Here is a 20,071-nt window from a genome sequence, read left to right as displayed (position 1 = left end):
TGTCGATATAAAAAAAGAAATGAATATTTACAGTTAAAGTTCAAATGAATCATTGTTTGACTGGAATGATTTTTAAATGTGAGATGTTCGTTTTCTTTAATGATGTACCGGAAAGGAGCCAACTTAGTGATTAAAAAAACGATATCTGTTCTCATTTGCTATTTCTTACTTATTTCAACCTTAAACGGTACTTTCCAAGTATCAGCTGCTTCAGAAAAGGTTACGATTCAAACAAACAGCATCAATGTTCGGAGTGGAGCAGGTCTAACATATCCTGTCATCGCTACTGTTAAAAAAGGACAGACATACGATTTAATTGAAAGTAAGGGTGATTGGTATAAGATAAGGTTATCTGGGACAAACACTGGATGGGTGGCAAATTGGCTTGTCAAAAAAAATAGTGATAGTAAAACTGAGAATGAGCATGTAAATGGCTCAACAGTTGTTTCAAATACTACCGGATTAAGGTTTCGTTCTGGGCCTGGAACTACGTTTCGAGTAATCGGTGTATTTGAAAGGGGAAAAGCAGCTACATACCTTGATAAAAGCGGTGATTGGATAAAAATCTCCTATAAAGGTAGTCAAGGTTGGGTAGCTTCAAAATATGTATCATATCAATCAACCACAGCATCAAATTCAACAGAAAGTACGAAGGGAAAGGTTGCAACCGTTAAGGCGGCTTCTCTAAATATCCGAAAGTCACCTTCAACAAGCTCTACTCGAATTGGTAGTCTTCAAAGAAACGCCAAGGTGACAGTTTTGAAAGAAGAAAATTCTTGGGTGCAAATACGTACATCAACTGTTAAAGGCTGGGTCCATAGTGATTATTTAAGCTATAATCATTCAAGCGATTCGGTCTCAAACACCGGTCCAGCTAATCAAAGTGGAACTGTTACAGCATCAAGTATAAATGTTCGAAATAGCGGAAATCTCACTGGAAAAGTAATAGACTCGATTAAAAAAGGAACGAGCGTGACAATTATTGAGGAAAAAAATGATTGGTATAAAATAAGCTATGGCTCAAACAAAACAGGTTGGGTAGCAGGCTGGTACATCTCACAAACAAGTGCCAATCAAGGAAATCAATCTTCAACTAATCAAAAAAAGAAGCAGGTCCAAATCATATATGATGGAACAAATATCCGTTCAGGATCATCAACTAGTCATTCCATTGTCAGAAGAGCTAATTTAGGTGAGACTTACGAGATAATTGAAACAGCAGGTGATTGGTATAAACTCAATCTAGGTAACAATAAAACAGGGTATGTTGCTGGATGGGTTGTCGAAGCTACTGGAGTTAGTAATCCAGTATCAAAGCCTGGTTCAGAACAATATTTAAAAAATCAAACAATTGTTATTGACCCTGGACATGGAGGAAGAGATAGCGGTGCTATTGGAATAAGAGGAACGTTAGAGAAAAAGATGACATTAACTACAGCAAAGCTTGTCTATGACAAGTTAAAATCAGCTGGTGCTAATGTTTTTATGACCCGATCAAATGATACATATGTTAGTTTAAATTCTAGAGTTAGTACGTCACATTATCGAAAAGCTGAAGCATTTATTAGTCTTCATTACGATAGCATAAATAACAGCAGTGTAACTGGAACTACGACATACTATTATCATTCCTTAAAGGATGGACCTCTTGCCTCAAAGGTGAATAACGAACTTGCTAAAAAGACTCAGCTCAGAAATAGAGGGACTAAATTTGGTAATTTTCATGTTCTTAGGGAGAATAAAGCACCAGCAATATTAATTGAATTAGGATATTTGAGCAATCAAACAGAGGAACTAACAATCAAATCATCTAGCTTCCAAGAGCGTACATCACAAGGAATCTATAATGGTTTAGCTCAATACTTTAAAACCAACTAGTTTTCTTCTTCATTTAAGTTATCGTATTCCCTTCTAAAGGGAATCTAAAATCCATATTTTGTATAAAAAAGGGTAGGCTATAATCTGTTAGCCTACCCTTTTCCATTGCTTTCAACTATTAAAGTAACTGGACCTACATTCGTAAACTGGACATCCATCATAGCTCCGAATATTCCGGTTTCTACTAGTATCCCTTTTTCTCTTAATTTCGTATTAAATAATTCATAAATAACGTTTGCGACATCCGGTTTTGCGGCATCCATATAATTTGGTCGTCTTCCTTTACGGCAATCACCATATAAGGTAAATTGAGAAACAGATAATACCTGTCCATTAACATCAAGTAATGAATGATTCATTTTTCCTGTCTCATCTTCAAATATTCTTAAATTGGCAACCTTCTCTGCTAAATATTCTGCATCTGCAGCAGTATCATCATGTGTGATACCTACCAAAACCATAACACCATTTTCAATTTCGCCAACTATTTTACCCTCTACAATAACCTTTGCATGTTTCGCTCGTTGAATCACAATTTTCAAATAAAACTCATCCCTTACAACATAAAATAACTATTTTTACCACAAAAACAAGTTGTTCATCCTGCTTATAAAACAATATTAACAAAAATTAATTCATTACTCGACGGACAGAATATATATCAGAAATTTGCTTAATTCTTTCTACTACTTTATGCAAATGGTTAATATTTGAGATCGAGATTGCCATATTAATTGTTGCTACTTTATTTCGATCAGATTTGCCTGAAACAGACGATATATTCGTTTTCGTTTCATTTACAGCCTGAAGGACTTCATTTAATAAGCCCCTTCTATCATATCCTAGTATTTCTATTTCAACGTTATACTCTTTACGGCTTGTTGATGCTTGATTTTCCCATTCAACATCAATTAAACGCTCTTTCGCATCCTCAGTATGGACATTCGTACAATCTGCACGGTGGACCGAAACACCTCGACCTTTTGTAATAAATCCAACAATTTCATCACCAGGTACAGGGTTACAGCATTTTGACAAGCGAATAAGAAGATTATCAATTCCTTTTACTTGTACACCTGCATCGCGTTTTCTTGATGTAGGTGATGTGACTTGTCTCGCTTCTTTTACTACTTCTTGAATATTTTTTTCCTGCTCTTCTTTATCACGTTGTTTACGCCACTTTTCAGTTAAACGATTTGCAACCTGTAATGCTGTAATACCATTGTAACCGACAGCAGCAAACATATCTTCCTCATTAGAGAAATTAAACTTTTCTGCTACACGCTGCAAGTTATCCGCTGTCATCACTTCTTTAATTTCAAAATCAAGATTTTTTATTTCTCGCTCTACCATTTCTCGGCCTTTTTCAACATTCTCTTCACGACGTTGCTTTTTAAAGAATTGTCTAATTTTATTTTTAGCCTGGGAAGTTTGAGCTAGCTTTAACCAATCCTGACTTGGACCATAGGAATGTTTCGATGTAAGTATTTCAATGATGTCACCTGTTTTCAGCTTATAGTCAAGCGTCACCATTTTCCCATTAATTTTTGCACCGATAGTTTTATTGCCTATCTCTGAATGGATTCTGTATGCAAAATCAATTGGAACAGATCCTGAAGGTAATTCAATAACATCCCCTTTTGGCGTAAAGATAAACACCATATCAGAGAAGAGATCAATTTTTAGTGACTCCATAAATTCCTCAGCATTTGTTACATCATTTTGGAATTCTAAAATTTCTCTAAACCAGGAAAGCTTCTTATCAAGCGTTGTTTTTTCATCGACCTCTTTGCCTTCTTTATAAGCCCAATGTGCCGCAATCCCGTACTCAGCAATTTGATGCATTTCAAATGTACGAATTTGTACCTCTAATGGCTCACCCTTTGGACCAATCACCGTCGTATGAAGTGATTGATACATATTCGGTTTCGGCATCGCAATATAGTCTTTAAAACGGCCTGGCATCGGTTTCCAGCAAGTATGGATAATACCTAAAACAGCGTAACAATCCTTTATACTTTTTACAACAATTCGAACTGCCAATAAATCATATATTTCATTGAATTGTTTGTTTTGTAATACCATTTTTCGATAAATACTATAGATATGTTTTGGTCTACCAGAGAACTCAGCTTCGATATTTACTTCATCAACACGTTCACGAACCTCGCTAATGACCTGTTCTAAATATTCTAACCGCTCCTGGCGCTTTTTCTTCATTAAGTTTACAATACGATAATATTGTTGGGGATTTAAATAGCGAAGCGAAGTATCCTCAAGCTCCCATTTAATTTTTGAAATCCCTAATCGATGTGCCAACGGAGCAAAAATTTCTAATGTTTCATTAGATATTCTTCTTTGCTTTTCTTGTGGCAAATGTTTTAAAGTTCTCATATTGTGCAGACGATCTGCGAGCTTTATTAAAATAACACGGATATCCTGTGCCATCGCAACAAACATTTTCCGATGATTTTCCGCTTGTTGTTCTTCCTGTGATTTATACTTTATTTTCCCTAATTTTGTTACACCATCAACGAGCATAGCCACTTCATCGCTAAATTCTCTTCGTAAATCATCTAATGTAACGTCCGTATCCTCTACAACATCATGTAAGAAACCTCCTGCTATTGTTGCAGGATCCATTTCTAAGTCGACCAATATGCCAGCTACTTGAATCGGATGGATAATATACGGTTCACCAGATTTTCGAAATTGTTCCCGATGAGCTTCTTCAGCAAATTCATATGCACGTTGAATAAAAGCGGTATCTTCCTCTGAAAGATATCGCTGTGCCTTTTCAATTACTTGCTCAGAAGATAAAACTTGTTCATTTGCCATGGAATCACCTTTTTATTATGAAAACTTTAATATCTCCAAATTTATAAAATTGGAGTAACAAGACCATATCATATAATCCGTTTAACTGAGGTAAACAACCATATCTCCTACTTCTACTAAAGAAAAAGAAGTTGGTGACGTTAAAAACCAGTAAATACACTTTAATCATTAGTAAGACAAAAAATATATGAATAAATATACTTCAACTTCATCTAAAGTCTTATATTTTTAAAAATTATCTTTTTTATAAACTTTACTATATTGTAACTATTATCAATAAAATAATTGGAGATGTAAAGAAGAATCACTTATTTTTAACCGTCCAATTACTGGTTTTCTTATTTTATTTATCATTTTTAAGAAGGAATGAAGAAAAAAAGTCAAAATAGATGTCAATAAATACTATTATTGAAATGAGAGTAGGACAATTTTATCATATTCACAAAATTTTTTTTGTAAAAAAAGCACCCATTCGAGTGCTTTTCATAAATCATCATTTAAGGCTTGCTATTAAAACTTCATTAATGTTAATACATCGTAACCGTCAAGTAATCTGCGTCCATTTAAGTAAGATAATTCAATTAAGAAAGCAATCCCTGCAACAACTCCACCAAGCTCTTCAACAAGCTTAATCGTTGCTTCGATTGTACCTCCAGTAGCCAATAAGTCATCAGTAATCAAAACACGTTGACCTGGTTTAATTGCATCTTTATGAATAGTTAACACATCTTTTCCATACTCTAGACCATATTCAACACGAACAACTTCTCGAGGAAGTTTTCCTTCTTTTCGAACAGGTGCAAAACCTACTCCTAAAGAATAGGCAACAGGGCATCCAATAATAAAGCCACGAGCCTCTGGTCCAACAACAAGATCGATTTGTTTTTCACGTGCATATGCAACAATTTGATCTGTCGCATATTTATATGCTTCACCGTTATCCATCAATGTCGTAATATCCTTAAATTGAATACCTGGTTTTGGATAATCTGGTACGACTGTAACGAATTGCTTTAAATCCATGTTTACTTTATCCTCCTTATACATTCACAAATGCATGTTTTGAAGATTCAAACTGATCCTCAAACCATTGTTTAAGCTGCATGTATGATGTATATAATAGCGTTTTTTCTAATTCAATTTGCATTTGTTTCTGGGCATATGTTTTCGACTCAGCTAAGTCTCTTTTAGAAGTTGTAGATTTTGTCGAAATAACACCATTTTCTATTGTAACAAATTCTAGTTCAAAAAACACCTGTGACATAAAATCAATTGTTTCTTTTGTCCAACCTTTATAATTAGCTAGCTTTTCACCTTGTTGCTTCAAATTAAATGTGCCCTTTTTTAAGAGAAATGCATAAAACCATTTAAAATGCTCTCTTGTAGGAATCGTTGCAAAAAAGTGTTCAGCTTCCTGAAGAAAAATGGCATATATTCGACTTGGCTTTCCTTTTGAAAAAATAGCATGTAACAGGTCAACAGAATTCGGTATATCTAAAAGAATAATATGTTTATTATTAATGTTTACTTCCCTTGCTAATTCGATCGAATCTACAAAAAAGCTATTTTCTTCATAACCCTTTTTCATTAAAGCATTAAACATTTTCGATTGAAACGTAACAATAAGACTATCATTTGTTGACTTAACTACAGAACCTAATAATTTATCAACCTCTCTAGTCCCACGAAAATCGAATAATTGCCACGTATCTACTTTTATATCTTGAAGCATTAGTTGTGGCTTTCTAAAATTATTCCATTCATTAATTGATAGCTCGCCGATTGCTGATAACTGGACTGACGGAGATAGTTCATCATGAATATAGCCTAATCCAAAACCTACACTATCTAATTGATGGACATCATCCTCGAAAACGAGCTTCAAATGATTTTGTTCTGATCCGATTTTTCGTACATTTGCAAGAGTGACCTCTTCAATTTGTACGATTGGCTTAGGATTATCCACCCCAAATGGAGCTAATTTTTGCATTTCTTCAATAGAATGAACAGTTATTTCTTCAAGTTTACAACATACATCAACTTTCGTAATTGGAATAAAATCCGTTTCAGTTAATTGTTGTTTCCCTTTTTCAACTAATCGTTTTCTTAACTCCTCAACGTCTTCAAGCTTTAAAGTCATACCGGCTGCCATCGGATGGCCTCCAAAGTGTGGTAAGATATCGCGGCAAGTTGATAGATTTTCAAATAAATCAAAGCCTTCTATACTTCTTGCTGACCCTTTTGCGATCCCTTTTTCATTATCAATGCTTAGAACAATTGTTGGACGATAGTACCTTTCAACCAATCTAGAAGCTACAATTCCGACAACTCCAGGATTCCAATTTTCCTTCGCAATGACAAGTACTGGATTATCTTCAATCGGAAAATTTGCCTCTACCTCTTCAATCGCCTCTTCTGTCATGTTATTTACTAGTTTTTGGCGTTCTTTATTTAATAAATCAATTTCATGAGCGATTTCCATCGCTTCGTCCTTATTGTCTGATAAAAGCAAATCAACAGCGGGATCTGCAGATTGTAATCTTCCAACAGCATTAATACGTGGAGCTAACGCAAATCCAATCGTTTCCTCATTAATTGTAGACAAATCAACATTTGCAACTTTTAATAATGCTTTTAAGCCAACGCGATTTGTCGATTTCATTTGCTTTAATCCCATTTTAGCAATAAGTCGATTTTCATCCTTTAATGAAACAAGGTCAGCAATAGTCCCAATTGCTGCTATTTCTAGTAAATCAACAGGCAGCTCTCCAAGTAGTGCGTGACATAACTTAAATGCAACTCCAACTCCAGCTAACTCTTTAAACGGATATGGACAGTTTGGTTGCTTTGGATGAACGATCGCAAGCGCATCTGGTAAAATTGGACCTGGCTCATGGTGATCAGTAATAATAAGGTCAACACCAAGCTCCTTTGCAATATTTGCTTCATGCACAGCAGCAATTCCTGTATCTACAGTAATAATTAATGAAAATCCTTGAGCATGGGCAAACCTAAATGCTGCTTCGTTTGGACCGTATCCTTCTGTAAAACGATTCGGTATATAAAAGGTTGCTTCTGCTCCCAAATTACGTAATGTCGTTAGTAAAACTGTTGTACTACTAACACCATCTGCGTCGTAGTCACCAAATATTAATATATTTTCTTTGTTTTCAATCGCCAATTTTATGCGATTAACAGCCTTTTCCATATCCTTTAAAAGAAAAGGGTCATGAAAGGAATTTAAATCTTGATGAAGAAATTCCTTTGCTTCATCTAATGTATGGATTCCTCGGTTAACGAGCAATGAAGCAACAAGTGGTGTAATAGCCAAACCATCTGTTAATGTCTTTATTATTGCTTCATCAGTAGGATTTATCATCCACCTTGTTTTTGCATTTAACATGCCAATTTCACCCCTCAATCTTTCCATTATACTAAAGAGGCCAAGGGGTTTCAATTTAAGGTTGTTTGTGGAAGTCCTGTCTCATTCTTTAAGTTACTCCTCTTCCTTCTCTACTACCTCATCAAATCTTTTCTCTTTTTGTACCAATTTATCGTCATCTCTTAAACGAAGGTTTTCTTTTTCAAGCTGTTTAAGTTTACGTTGCAATGTTACTATTCTAATAAAACCTGTTAAAGCAACTAAAAACCCCCCCATTAAAACCGAGCTTAAAATGATTAAAATTAGCGGCCATTCTGCTTGACCAAATAAATAATCGACTTGTACAGGTTCTACATTAATAACAGCAAAAATAGCAATTATGAGTGCAAATAAAATAGCAAGAATAATGCTCCATTGTCGTTTCACTTCATTCTCTCCCTTAATCAATAGTTTTTGTACGAACTTTTTTCCTGCAATAATTAGTTTGTCCACCGAGAACAAATATTAATAATACCCATCTTTGCTGATGATGTAAATTTAATTTTTTTAGCTCATTAGAAAAATAAAAAAAATCAACCTCCTCGATAAATTAACAATTTCATCTAGAAGATTGACCTTATTTTTTACAATTTTGCTAACTATGTGTTTCACGTTGCAATGGCTTGTTTAGTCGTGTTTTTATAGTGTTATTTAATTGCTTTCCTTTCCATATGAACCATAGCTGTGGTGCTATAAAAAGGGATGTATACCATACGCATATAAAACCTATTAATAAAGCAATAGAGAAATTTATCGTCGTAGGGCTTCCAGCAGCAATAAATACAACCATTATAGTAACTACTATTAGAACAGTCGTCAAAGAACGTATGATTGTTGAATGAAGGCTGCGATTTACAATTAATTTTAAGTTTTCGAAGCTGTTACCCTTTATTTCTCTAGAATTTTCACGTATTCGATCAAAGATTACAACCTTATTATATAGCGAATAGCAAGCAATGGTCAGTAGCGCAGCAATAAATGGTATATTAATTTCAAGTCTTGTAGCGCTAAAAAAAGCAACGACGAAAAATAGCTCATATAACAAAGAAGTAACAATTGCCATAGCGATATAAAGCTTATAGCGGGTAGCGACATATAAACCTATCCCTATTATCGAGATAATTAAGCCGATGACTGCCTTCTCTGCGACTTTCGTTCCTAAAGCAGGAGAAAATGTGCTTACATTCGGTTCAGTTCCGTATACCTCATTAAAGTGCTTCTTTATATCATCAATTTTTTGCTGTTCCAATTTTCCTTGAAAAAGAACAACGCCAATTTCATTTTCTGCTCCCGATAACACTACATCATGACGTTCAATATCAAGATTCAATATCTCCATTTCATGAATCATTTCATTTGCAGTTATCTCTTTCCCTGCCAACACTTCAATTCTCGTTCCAGTCGAAAAATCGATTCCATTATTCATCTTAAAGACTAATAAGATGATAAAGCCAATGAAAACAACTAAAGTAGATAGCATCAGCAAAGGTCTTCGATACTTTAAAGCGTCAATATGTTTAAACTTAGCCAATACCGGTAATTGTCCTTCATGTAACTGTTGCAAACCTTCTTCTTTTTTTACAGCGTAAAAATGGTGCCGTTCATCAAAAAAACCACTTCTAACTAATAAACCCATTAGTACCCTCGATAATAAAATAATTATCAAAAAATTTGTTAAAATAATTGTTAATAATGCTAGTGAAAAACCTTTTATAGAACCTGTTCCACAAATAAGTAAAACAATCCCAACAAGAAAAACGACTAAATTAGCATTAATAATAGCCATAATAGAGCGTATAGAACCCTCTTTAAATGCTAAACGAATATTTTTACCTAGTTGTAATTCTTCCTTTACTCGCTCAAAAGTAATCTTATTTGCATCCACTGCGATTCCAACACCAAGTATAAGTGCTGCAATTACAGGAATTGTAACATCTACATTCAACCAATCAACTATAAACAAGGTGATTGATAAGGATGTCACATACGTCATAACTGCGATTAATCCTTGGAAACGATAAACAATTAGTAAAAAGAGCGTTACAAGTCCAAGACCAACTATTGCAGCAAATATCGTTTTACTTAACGACTTATCTCCATATTGTGCTCCAACAGAAGTCGAGTATATTTCCTCTAACTTTACGGGAACGGGTGATTCTAACTGTTTCGAAAGACCTGCCATCACCTCTGTTCGATTTGTAACATTTGCTAATAAAACTCGAATTCTATTTCCTTCAAGTTGCATTGAATAATCGTTAATTCCAAGTACCCTCACACGTTTCTCTAATGTATTGACTGTTCCTTTCAATACATCTTTTGTAATCTTTTCACCTTTATTGACAGGCTTAACCTCATACAAAATTTCATAGCCACCTTGTAACTCCAAACCAAACAGATGATTGTCGGTTACTTTTTTTGCTATTAAAGCAATGTCTGAGACAAAAAGTAAAGCAAGTAGAAAAAAAACAATGATGGGCCCACGTTTGACCAATATGTATCCCCCTTACAGTCAAAAAGTAATCACTGTATGTGTATTTTTCTCCCGTTATTCTTTACACAGAAATCTTTCCCCTTTTAAATATACTCAGCAGCTAAAAAAACAGTATTAAATTAAGTCCTTTAATAAATCTTTTGCCTCTTCACTTTCAAACCATTTTCCATTTTTATACGTTTCTACTGTTGCATAATTCATATAATCTCCAACTTTTACGGATAGTACATCATTGACAATTTCGTGAACAGATAATTCCTTTATCTTTCTCCATTTTTTGTTTTTTAAATAGTCCCAGAGCTTAGCCTCAGTGACGTCTTTATATCCGAATAATTTAAACTCCTCAAGCTTGCTTTTTAATGCTGGTTTAATATGATCTCTAAAATCATCCATTGGTTGTTTATCCAATCTATTCTCCTCCTTTTTCATACAAAAATTATATCTAAAAAATTTTGCGATAATTGTTTTTCAGATTCATACCTAGAACTTGTCATGCTTGGCCTAGTCCTTCGCATATAGTAATTGTATCTAATTACATGTTAATTGAGAAGGCAGGGAGAACAAATGACAAAACAGACGTTTCTGAAAGGAACGCTTATACTTATATTAGCTGGATTTATTACGCGAATTCTTGGATTCATTAACAGAATCGTTGTTGCCCGTTTTATAGGTGAGGAAGGTGTCGGTTTATATATGATGGCAGTCCCTTCACTTGTACTAGTTATCACGATTACTCAGTTAGGATTACCTGTTGCAATTTCAAAATTAGTTGCTGAAGCGGCTGCACAAGGAGACAATCGAAGAATAAAAAAAATCCTTGTCGTCTCATTGTCAATAACCGGGACATTAAGCATTTTATTTACCCCTGCTATCTTTTTTGTTGCACCTTATCTAGCAGATACGATATTTACAGATGAACGGATTATTTGGCCATTACTTGCAATAACACCTGTTGTCCCGATTGTAGCGATATCTTCTGTTATAAGGGGCTATTTCCAAGGAAAACAAAATATGCAGCCTGCCGCTATCTCACAAGTACTGGAACAAACGATTCGCATTTCTTTAGTAGCTTTGTTTACAAGCGCCTTTTTGCCATATGGGATTGAATATGCTGCTGCAGGTGCAATGATTTCATCTGTTATTGGTGAACTTGTTTCACTCATCTATTTATTAACGATGTTTAAAGTAAAAAAGAAACTAAAGGTTCGTAGAAATTTTTTCAACTCTTTAAAAAAGGGGAAGTCAACGTTTAATCAATTAATGAGTATTGCCTTACCTACAACAGGAAGTAGATTGATCGGATCAATTTCATGGTTTTTCGAACCAATTGTCGTTGCTAATAGTTTAGCAATTGCAGGTGTTGCAACAGCGGTAGCGACAAAACAATATGGAGGGTTAACAGGCTACGCATTACCGTTGTTAATGCTACCATCTTTTATTACAGTTTCTCTTTCCACCTCACTAGTTCCTGCTATAAGTGAAGCAATGGCACAAAAAAAATTGTTTCTTGTTGAGCACCGTCTACAACAAGCGATAAGACTCTCCCTCGTAACTGGTGGATTAGCAAGTGTTGTTCTATATATTTTTGCAGAACCTTTAATGGTGTTTATGTATGGTAATAGTCAGTCGGCTATTTTTGTTAAAGTTCTTGCTCCTTTTTTTATCTTTCATTATTTTCAAAGTCCCCTTCAAGCAGTATTACAAGGCTTAGACTTAGCTAGAGCGGCAATGATCAACAGTTTAATTGGGTCAGCTGTTAAAACTGCCTTAATTTTCATTTTAGCGACAAGACCGTCATTAGGGATAATCGGAGCAGGATTAGCAATTGCCATCGGTATAATCCTAACTACATTGCTCCATTTTGCAACGGTTATGAAAGTTGTACCATTTACTATTCATGTGCGGGCATATATTAAGAGTGTGATAACAATTGTTCTTTCTGGAATAACAGGTTATTATTTTTATCACTTTCTTATTGATTCTTTAAATGATTCGATTCGTTTAATTATAGCTATTTGCATAACATCACTAGTTTATTGCTTCATGTTATTACTCTTTAAATTAATCGATAGAGAAGAAATGAATCGAATTCCATTCATTGGTTCATTTTTAGCAAAGCTTATTCCGGTTAAGTAATAAGCTAATAAGACAAGTAGCTTCATTTACGTTAAATTGAAGTACTTGTCTTATTTTTTTACTATGATAATAAACGGTTAAGTTCTTCTTTATTTAATTTCATCTTTAATATCAACAGACAGTTTTCCTTCATGAAATGAGCATAATGATATATTTTGTAAGTCATTATAACCTAATTTCTTCAATTGCTCTTTCAACCAAAATTGATTCAAATTCATCATTTTTAAATTTTCTTGTTGAATATGTCCATCAATGATAAGTGGTAGATGAAGCATTTGCCGTTCATTTTCGTTTTTCACAATAATCGATAATTTCCCATTCGATTCTAAAATTGCAAATTCAACTTCAGCGACATTATTTATGTTTTGTTCGCGAAGCTGAGTCAATAGGTCATCAAAATTATAGCGCTGTGACCTCATAGCATGTTCGTCAACCTTTCCCCGATTAATAATGATTGTCGGCTTACCATCAAGAAGATGACGTACCTTATCACTTTTAAGCGATAAATACGCTAGTGAAATTTGAATAAGAAGAAGGACAGACATTGGAATGATCGTATGAAGTAATGGATCTTTATGATTTTCAATCGATGTAATCCCAATTTCTGCAATCATTAAAAATACGACCAAATCAAATATACTTAACTCACCAACTTCTCTCTTTCCCATTAGTCGAAAAATAAAAACAATCAAAAAGTACAATATGATTGTTCTTGCCACAATGGAAACATACATATCCATCTGATGGCATTCCTCCTTCTATCTTCAAAGCTTTTTTGTTAGTTTAATCGTTACTACAACTTTTATGTACGAAACTTACTTAATACAAAAGGATTTTCCTTTCTCAGCCTCGCACATTCAATATAAAAATACATATTTTTAGCTATTCCTATAATCAAGGTCTGTTAATACATATAGATGTAAAGAAATCTATTCTATTTTTCCCTTACATGAATATTCTGTATTAAGACGAGCTTCAAAAGCTTGATTTCATGTAGATGGGAAGGGGATGTGAAAGTGGAATCAAAAAAATGGGGAAAAGCCATTCTATATGGATTAATCACAATTTTTGTCATCGCATTAGTAACTAGTCTATTCTTTGCAACCTTATTGAAATTTACAAGTTTAACTGAGTCTTCGATAAGTTGGATCCTTCTAACGATTTCCATTTTGGCAGTATTCATCGGTGGTTTTGTTGCTGGAGGCAATGGGAAAGAGAAGGGTTGGTTAGTTGGGGGAATTACAGCCCTTTTATATTCATTAATCATTTTGCTATTTAAATTTTTAGGATATGGACAAATTTTTACTTTAGAAGAATCTTTATACCATGGGGCTTTTTTACTCATAGCAATGCTAGGTGGAGTTTTTGGAGTTAATCTTTCATCCTCTCGAGCAAGTAAATAATGATTTTTACATTTGAACATGTTTTTGTCATTGATTATCAAAAAAAGCCAATCATCTTCTCAATGATTGGCTTTTTAGTTTGTATGTACTATTAGTCCTTTACTACTTCACGGACTGAGCGACGATCAAAAGTTAAACGTGTTCCATCTGATACTTTTAATACGATCTTATCTTCATCGATCGAATCTAAAATACCATGAAGGCCACCAATTGTAACAATTTTATCACCCTTTTGCAGGCTGTTTTGCATCTCACGTACCGCTTTTTGTTGCTTTTGTTGCGGACGAATTAACAAAAAGTAAAAAATGGCAAACATTGCGACTAAAGGTAATACTGTACCTATTAATTCCATTCATTTTCCCCTCCTTTCAGCATAAATTAGAAGTTTTTGGCATTTGGCTTATTAAAACCGTATTTTTCAAAGAATTCATCGCGGAAATCGCCTAAACGATCTTCACGGATAGCTTGCCTTACATTCTTCATTAAGTTTACCAGAAAATATAGATTATGATAAGATGTTAATCTTAATCCGAACGTTTCGTCACATTTTATTAAATGTCGAATATAAGCCCGTGAATAATTTCGACAAGTATAACAATCACAATGCTCATCAAGCGGACCAAAGTCTCTTGCATATTTTGCATTTTTTACTACTAGTCTTCCTTCACTCGTCATTAATGTTCCATTACGAGCTATTCTAGTAGGTAGAACACAATCAAACATATCTATTCCGCGAATTGCACCATCAATAAGCGAATCTGGTGACCCAACTCCCATCAAATATCGAGGTTTATGAGCTGGCATAAGCGGAGTCGTAAACTCAAGCACACGATTCATGACATCCTTTGGTTCTCCTACCGATAAACCACCAACTGCATAGCCAGGAAAATCTAATGAAACTAAATCCTTTGCACTTTGTTTACGTAATTCCTCATATTCTCCACCTTGAATAATACCAAATAACCCTTGTTCATTTGGGCGTTTATGAGCTTTAAGACATCGTTCAGCCCATCTGCTTGTCCGTTCTACTGACTTTTTCATATAATCATATTCAGCTGGGTATGGTGGACATTCGTCAAATGCCATCATAATATCTGAACCTAAATCATTTTGAATTTGCATCGCTTTTTCCGGTGATAGAAATAGCTTATCACCATTTAAATGATTTCGGAAATGAACGCCCTCTTCCTCAATGGTTCTCATGTCACTTAAACTAAATACTTGAAATCCACCTGAATCTGTTAATATCGCTCGATCCCAATTCATAAATTTATGAAGGCCACCAGCTTCTTTAACGATTTCATTGCCGGGTCTAAGCCATAAATGATAAGTATTACTTAAAATAATCCCAGCACCCATTTCTTTTAAATCTTCAGGTGACATTGTTTTAACGGTTGCAAGTGTACCTACTGGCATAAAAACAGGTGTTTCGAAGCTACCATGAGGTGTATGAACGATTCCAAGTCTTGCACCAGTTTGTTTACATGTTTTAATTAATTCATAGCGTATCGGTAAAGTTGACACTGTATTCCTCCTTAATAAGCAAGCAAAATCATCTAGCTCTAGCTACGAACACTAATAGTGACTTGATGCTCTTATAGGAACTGTTATCTTAGTTAATAGAATCCCACTACAGGCGTTTTCTTACGCATTTCACTCCAATAACAAAGTGCTAAGAAATCAACAATATGCTTTAACAGACTCCTATAAAAGGACTTCAAAATTACTTGTCGCAAGCCGTTTTGAGCTGACGCTAAGGTCTATTATATAGTTTCAGTTTGATAAAGTTTAAATGATAAGCATGGCATCTCCAAAGCTAAAAAACCGATATTTTTCCTTTACTGCAATTTCATAGGCATTCATAACATATTCCCTTGTTGCTAACGCACTTACAAGCATGATTAGCGAAGACTTAGGGAGGTGGAAGTTTGTAATCATTCCATCAATTCCTTTGAATTGAAACCCTGGATAAATAAATATATTTGTCCAGCCACTTTCGGATACAAACTTTCCATCATGCTTAGATGCAATTGTTTCTAATGTTCTTGTCGATGTTGTACCAACTGAGATAATGCGACCACCATTTTTGCGGACATTATTTAAAAGCTCAGCGGTTTCTTCTGTTACTTGATAAAATTCAGCGTGCATTTCATGTTCTTCCACATTATCTGCGCTAACTGGCCTGAACGTACCTAATCCAACATGAAGTGTGATAAATGCAAGATGGATTCCTTTGCTTTTTAACTGTTCTAAGATCTCTTCTGTAAAATGCAACCCAGCAGTTGGTGCTGCAGCAGAACCAATTTCACGTGAAAAAACAGTTTGGTATCTTTCACGGTCATCTAATTGCTCTTTTATGTATGGTGGTAAAGGCATTTCACCTAATGAATCCAATACCTCATAAAAAATACCATCATAGTCAAATGTTAATAATCTACCACCATGCTCACTTGTTCCTACACAGGTTGCTGTTAAAATTCCATCACCAAAGGAAATAACAGTTCCTTCCTTCACTCGTTTTGCTGGCTTCACCAATGTTTCCCACGTATCATTCTCTTTTTGTTTTAAAAGAAGAACCTCGATACTCGCACCTGTATCTTGTTTTGTCCCAAATAATCGTGCCGGCATTACTCTTGTATTATTTAAAACAAGGCAATCACCTGGCTGGAAATAATTAACAATCGACTTGAAGGTTTCATGCTTTACTTCCCCAGATTCCTTATTTAATACCATTAAACGAGATGCATCTCTCTCTTTAAGCGGTACCTGTGCAATTAGTTCTTCTGGTAGATCAAAATCAAATAATTCAACTTTCAACGTGCTCACCTTATTTCTTTTCTCTAGATTATTTAAATCTTCCAATAAACGAAAATACAATCGATAATATAATGCTAACAACTATGCAAGTCACAATGGGGAAAAATACTGTTGTATTCCCTTTTTTAAATACTATGTCACCTGGTAGTTTACCAATAAACTGCATAAAAAATCCAATGATTAAAAGGATAGCTCCAATCATCATTAATATCTTTGGAAAATTAGCCATGTTTAGGTGCCTCCATATTAAAATGTTGGTAGACTCTTTCCGTAACAATTCTTCCTCTTGGAGTTCTTTGCAAAAAACCAATTTGCAGGAGATATGGCTCATATACATCTTCAATTGTATGTGATTCTTCTCCTATTGTTGCCGAAATCGTATCAATCCCAACCGGACCGCCACGGAATTTTTCAATAATTCCTAACAATAGCTTATGATCTATGTGATCCAATCCTAATTTATCAACCTGAAGCTTCTCAAGCGCATCGATTGCTAGTCCTGTTGAAATCGTATCAACACCAATCACCTGGGCGAAATCCCTTACTCTTCTAAGTAAGCGGTTCGCAATTCTCGGTGTTCCCCGCGACCTTCTAGCCATTTCAACTGCACCTTGATCCTCAATTCCTATTTCTAATATTTCAGCAGTACGCTGTATAATAAGGGATAATTGAGTTTCATCATAATATTCAAGCCTGCTCAAGACTCCAAATCGGTCACGTAATGGAGCTGTTAGAAGTCCTAATCTTGTTGTTGCACCAATTAACGTAAATGGTGGAAGATCTAATCGAACAGACCTTGCTGTCGAGCCTTTGCCAATTACGATATCAAGGCAAAAATCTTCCATTGCAGGATACAAAACTTCCTCAATTGACCTTTGTAATCGATGTATTTCATCAATAAATAGAACATCTCCTGGTTCTAATGCTGTTAAAATTGCAGCTAAATCCCCTGGTCTTTCAATAGCAGGTCCTGAAGTTGTTCTAATATTTACACCCATTTCATTGGCAACAATTGTGGCTAAGGTTGTTTTCCCAAGACCCGGCGGACCATATAATAACACATGATCCAATGTTTCACCACGCAATTTTGCAGCCTCAATAAATACTTTTAAATTATCCTTTACTTTATCCTGACCAATATATTGAGATAATGTCTGCGGTCTTAAGGACTGCTCTAAGTACGAATCATGTAAATCTGCCTCACCAGATACTAGGCGTTCATCCATAGTTATCACCTTACTTCAATAGCTTTTGCAATGCTTTTTTAACATACATATCAGTTGATAAACTTTCTTGCTTAAGCGAAGGAAGCACTTTATTAATTTCGCGTTCTCCATAGCCTAAAACCTTCAATGCTTCTACAGCTTCATTTAACGCATGATTATTAGTTCGTTCTTTTTCAATTTCTTCATGAGTAAATAAATCAGGAGCGTACAAAGCAGCAATATCACCGAGTTTCCCTTTTAAATCTAAAATTATTTGTCGTGCCGTCTTTTTTCCAACACCAGGGAATTTCACTAAAAACGCATCGTCTTCCTTTTCAATCGCTTCAATGACGTGAGATGGATTACCTGATGCAAGAATTGCCAATGCCCCTTTAGGTCCAATCCCAGTAACGTTTAATAGCTTCATAAACAAAGCCTTTTCTTCTCTCGTTTGAAAACCGTATAACGCAAGGACATCCTCACGTACATGTTGATACGTATAAATCGTAATTTCATCCTGATTGCTTTTTTTATAAATAAAAGGATTTGGCGTATGTATTTGATAACCTAATCCATGATGTTCAATAACTATATATTCTGGTGTGATATGTTCGACATATCCTTTAATAAACTCAATCAACACTTTCACCTCTTTAAGCGACTGTATCCAATTGTAACAAAAAACCGTTCAAATCAGAAGAAGTTTTATCTACAAAAAACTTTCATACCGCAATCCATAAGGATAATTTCTAATAATATTCATTATGGCTCGAATAAAATTTCTAGGAATCAATTTTGATTCTTGAAATGAGAAATACGTACAATTGTTCCTATTTATCATATCACAATAAATGAATGTAAGAAATTAAAACTGTTTTGCGAAATAAAAAAAGCTAACCTAAAAGACCGTCTATCTTTCAAGTTAGCAGTGTTTATTTTTTTTCAGTCTTTGAATAAGATTCAAAGCTTTTAATTACCTCAAAGTATTGATCTCTTGATTGAATTCGAATACCTTTACGTAACTCATCCTGCCTATGACTTTCCAGCTTTTTTATGTCAATTTGAAAAAACGATTGGATCACTTCATTTGTCTCAGGCTTTCCATTAAATGTTGATAATGTACCATCGCCGGTTATTCCAAAGTATCCATTTGTTTTTAATAATGGAGAAATGTCATCTACAGCACGGTGAAATACCAATTCTTTCTCATTTTGAGTGACCAAATGCCAATTTTTATATTTTTCCTTAATTGCATTAAGAGGTAAATCATATTCATGCGTTACTTCTTCACTTAGCTCTCCGTCAAGATATTCTTGCTGCATTATAATTTTTATTGGAGTATTTCCATCTAAAGTTTCCGCATGTACATTCATTGGATTCGATTGTATACATATCATTAGACCTACAGCGATCAACATGATTAGAGTAAGATTCGTAAAGTTGCGACTTCGATGAAATACTTTCATCTGCTTCACCTCATTCATTATTTTGTACATTGAAGCATGAAAACGCGTAATTAAATATTGTCCGTTACTATTGTGACCAAAAGTAGAATTTTTAACCACGGTTTATAGAACCTTATATACATGATTTTATTTTAAAAATACCTCTCTTGATCATTTAGGTGTCGGCTAAATATATGCTAAAAACGCGCGCGTTTAGTAGAACTATTTAAGCATGTGGAAATAACCAAGGATATTCACATCAATATATCTAAAAAAACATTGTATGGGGAATCAGCTAAAATAAAAAGAGCATCACTCGGTACCGACCCCCAGAAGTTAGAGTAATAAATCTAACTTCTGGGGGTATTATTATGGCCAAATATAGTGAGGAATTTAAAATAAAGATTGTTACCGAATATTTGAATGGAAATCTTGGA

Annotated in this window: 18 protein-coding genes; 3 read left to right on the top strand and 15 right to left on the bottom strand. The window is 34.6% G+C overall.

Translation table 11 applies throughout. The features are described 5' to 3' along the window. Positions 1–126 precede the first annotated feature (126 nt). On the top strand, positions 127–1,878 hold the full coding sequence (locus tag ACTJJ9_RS21700; RefSeq protein ID WP_186324254.1) for an SH3 domain-containing protein: 1,752 nt from the start codon (positions 127–129) through the stop codon (positions 1,876–1,878). Between the two features lie 92 nt (positions 1,879–1,970). Here the strand turns inward: ACTJJ9_RS21700 and dtd are convergent, their stop codons facing one another. The 7 genes from dtd to ACTJJ9_RS21665 all read right to left on the bottom strand — a co-directional run bounded on the left by dtd (position 1,971) and on the right by ACTJJ9_RS21665 (position 11,036). Then, positions 1,971–2,420 (bottom strand): D-aminoacyl-tRNA deacylase, encoded by a 450-nt coding sequence (dtd, locus tag ACTJJ9_RS21695; protein ID WP_095303145.1) that lies wholly within the window; start codon positions 2,418–2,420, stop codon positions 1,971–1,973. Positions 2,421–2,508: 88 nt separating this feature from the next. Then, on the bottom strand, positions 2,509–4,716 hold the full coding sequence (locus tag ACTJJ9_RS21690; RefSeq protein WP_145583245.1) for a RelA/SpoT family protein: 2,208 nt from the start codon (positions 4,714–4,716) through the stop codon (positions 2,509–2,511). Positions 4,717–5,226: 510 nt separating this feature from the next. Next, entirely contained in the window at positions 5,227–5,739 is a 513-nt protein-coding gene (locus ACTJJ9_RS21685; protein WP_095303147.1) for an adenine phosphoribosyltransferase, read from the bottom strand. A 16-nt stretch (positions 5,740–5,755) separates the two neighbouring features. Further along, complete coding sequence (gene recJ, locus ACTJJ9_RS21680; protein ID WP_145583243.1) at positions 5,756–8,119, bottom strand: single-stranded-DNA-specific exonuclease RecJ; 2,364 nt, start codon at positions 8,117–8,119, stop codon at positions 5,756–5,758. Between the two features lie 93 nt (positions 8,120–8,212). Beyond that, the gene (locus ACTJJ9_RS21675; RefSeq protein ID WP_095303149.1) at positions 8,213–8,524 is read right to left on the bottom strand and encodes a LapA family protein; all 312 of its coding nucleotides are present in this window, start codon (positions 8,522–8,524) and stop codon (positions 8,213–8,215) included. Positions 8,525–8,732: 208 nt separating this feature from the next. Beyond that, positions 8,733–10,628 (bottom strand): protein translocase subunit SecF, encoded by a 1,896-nt coding sequence (gene secF, locus ACTJJ9_RS21670; protein ID WP_145583241.1) that lies wholly within the window; start codon positions 10,626–10,628, stop codon positions 8,733–8,735. A 114-nt stretch (positions 10,629–10,742) separates the two neighbouring features. Next, positions 10,743–11,036, bottom strand: coding sequence for a post-transcriptional regulator (locus tag ACTJJ9_RS21665; protein ID WP_145583239.1), 294 nt, complete (start codon positions 11,034–11,036; stop codon positions 10,743–10,745). 156 nt (positions 11,037–11,192) lie between these two features. Between ACTJJ9_RS21665 and spoVB the strand changes: the two genes are divergently transcribed. Further along, a complete protein-coding gene (gene spoVB / locus ACTJJ9_RS21660) occupies positions 11,193–12,764 on the top strand; it encodes a stage V sporulation protein B (protein WP_095303152.1) in 1,572 nt (523 codons plus the stop codon). Between the two features lie 89 nt (positions 12,765–12,853). Here spoVB and ACTJJ9_RS21655 read toward each other — a convergent pair whose 3' ends face one another. Further along, positions 12,854–13,504, bottom strand: a complete 651-nt coding sequence (locus ACTJJ9_RS21655) for a DUF421 domain-containing protein (protein WP_145583237.1) — start codon at positions 13,502–13,504, stop codon at positions 12,854–12,856. A gap of 276 nt (positions 13,505–13,780) precedes the next feature. On the opposite strand from ACTJJ9_RS21655, the gene ACTJJ9_RS21650 reads away from it, so the two are divergent. Continuing rightward, positions 13,781–14,167, top strand: a complete 387-nt coding sequence (locus tag ACTJJ9_RS21650; protein WP_095303154.1) for a TIGR04086 family membrane protein — start codon at positions 13,781–13,783, stop codon at positions 14,165–14,167. Positions 14,168–14,258: 91 nt separating this feature from the next. Here ACTJJ9_RS21650 and yajC read toward each other — a convergent pair whose 3' ends face one another. The 7 genes from yajC to ACTJJ9_RS21615 form a co-directional block, all read right to left on the bottom strand. Then, positions 14,259–14,519 carry a preprotein translocase subunit YajC gene (gene yajC / locus ACTJJ9_RS21645; protein WP_095303155.1) on the bottom strand — a complete coding sequence of 87 codons (261 nt, stop codon included), beginning with the start codon at positions 14,517–14,519 and terminating at the stop codon, positions 14,259–14,261. A gap of 26 nt (positions 14,520–14,545) precedes the next feature. Next, positions 14,546–15,691: a tRNA guanosine(34) transglycosylase Tgt gene (gene tgt / locus ACTJJ9_RS21640; RefSeq protein WP_095303156.1), complete on the bottom strand. Its 1,146-nt coding sequence runs from the start codon at positions 15,689–15,691 to the stop codon at positions 14,546–14,548. 264 nt (positions 15,692–15,955) lie between these two features. After that, positions 15,956–16,984, bottom strand: coding sequence for a tRNA preQ1(34) S-adenosylmethionine ribosyltransferase-isomerase QueA (gene queA, locus ACTJJ9_RS21635; protein WP_145583235.1), 1,029 nt, complete (start codon positions 16,982–16,984; stop codon positions 15,956–15,958). 28 nt (positions 16,985–17,012) lie between these two features. After that, complete coding sequence (locus ACTJJ9_RS21630; protein WP_095303158.1) at positions 17,013–17,213, bottom strand: DUF2905 domain-containing protein; 201 nt, start codon at positions 17,211–17,213, stop codon at positions 17,013–17,015. Then, complete coding sequence (ruvB, locus tag ACTJJ9_RS21625; protein ID WP_145583233.1) at positions 17,206–18,210, bottom strand: Holliday junction branch migration DNA helicase RuvB; 1,005 nt, start codon at positions 18,208–18,210, stop codon at positions 17,206–17,208. The genes ACTJJ9_RS21630 and ruvB overlap by 8 nt, the downstream gene beginning before the upstream one ends. Before the next feature lie 10 nt (positions 18,211–18,220). Next, entirely contained in the window at positions 18,221–18,829 is a 609-nt protein-coding gene (gene ruvA / locus ACTJJ9_RS21620; protein ID WP_145583231.1) for a Holliday junction branch migration protein RuvA, read from the bottom strand. A 292-nt stretch (positions 18,830–19,121) separates the two neighbouring features. Then, complete coding sequence (locus ACTJJ9_RS21615) at positions 19,122–19,655, bottom strand: BofC C-terminal domain-containing protein (protein WP_186324253.1); 534 nt, start codon at positions 19,653–19,655, stop codon at positions 19,122–19,124. Positions 19,656–20,071: the final 416 nt, after the last annotated feature.

It is taken from the genome of Metabacillus sp. 22489 (genome assembly GCF_052044855.1).
Lineage (GTDB): Bacteria > Bacillota > Bacilli > Bacillales > Bacillaceae > Metabacillus > Metabacillus niabensis.
This window is presented reverse-complemented; position numbering and strand designations above follow the sequence as displayed.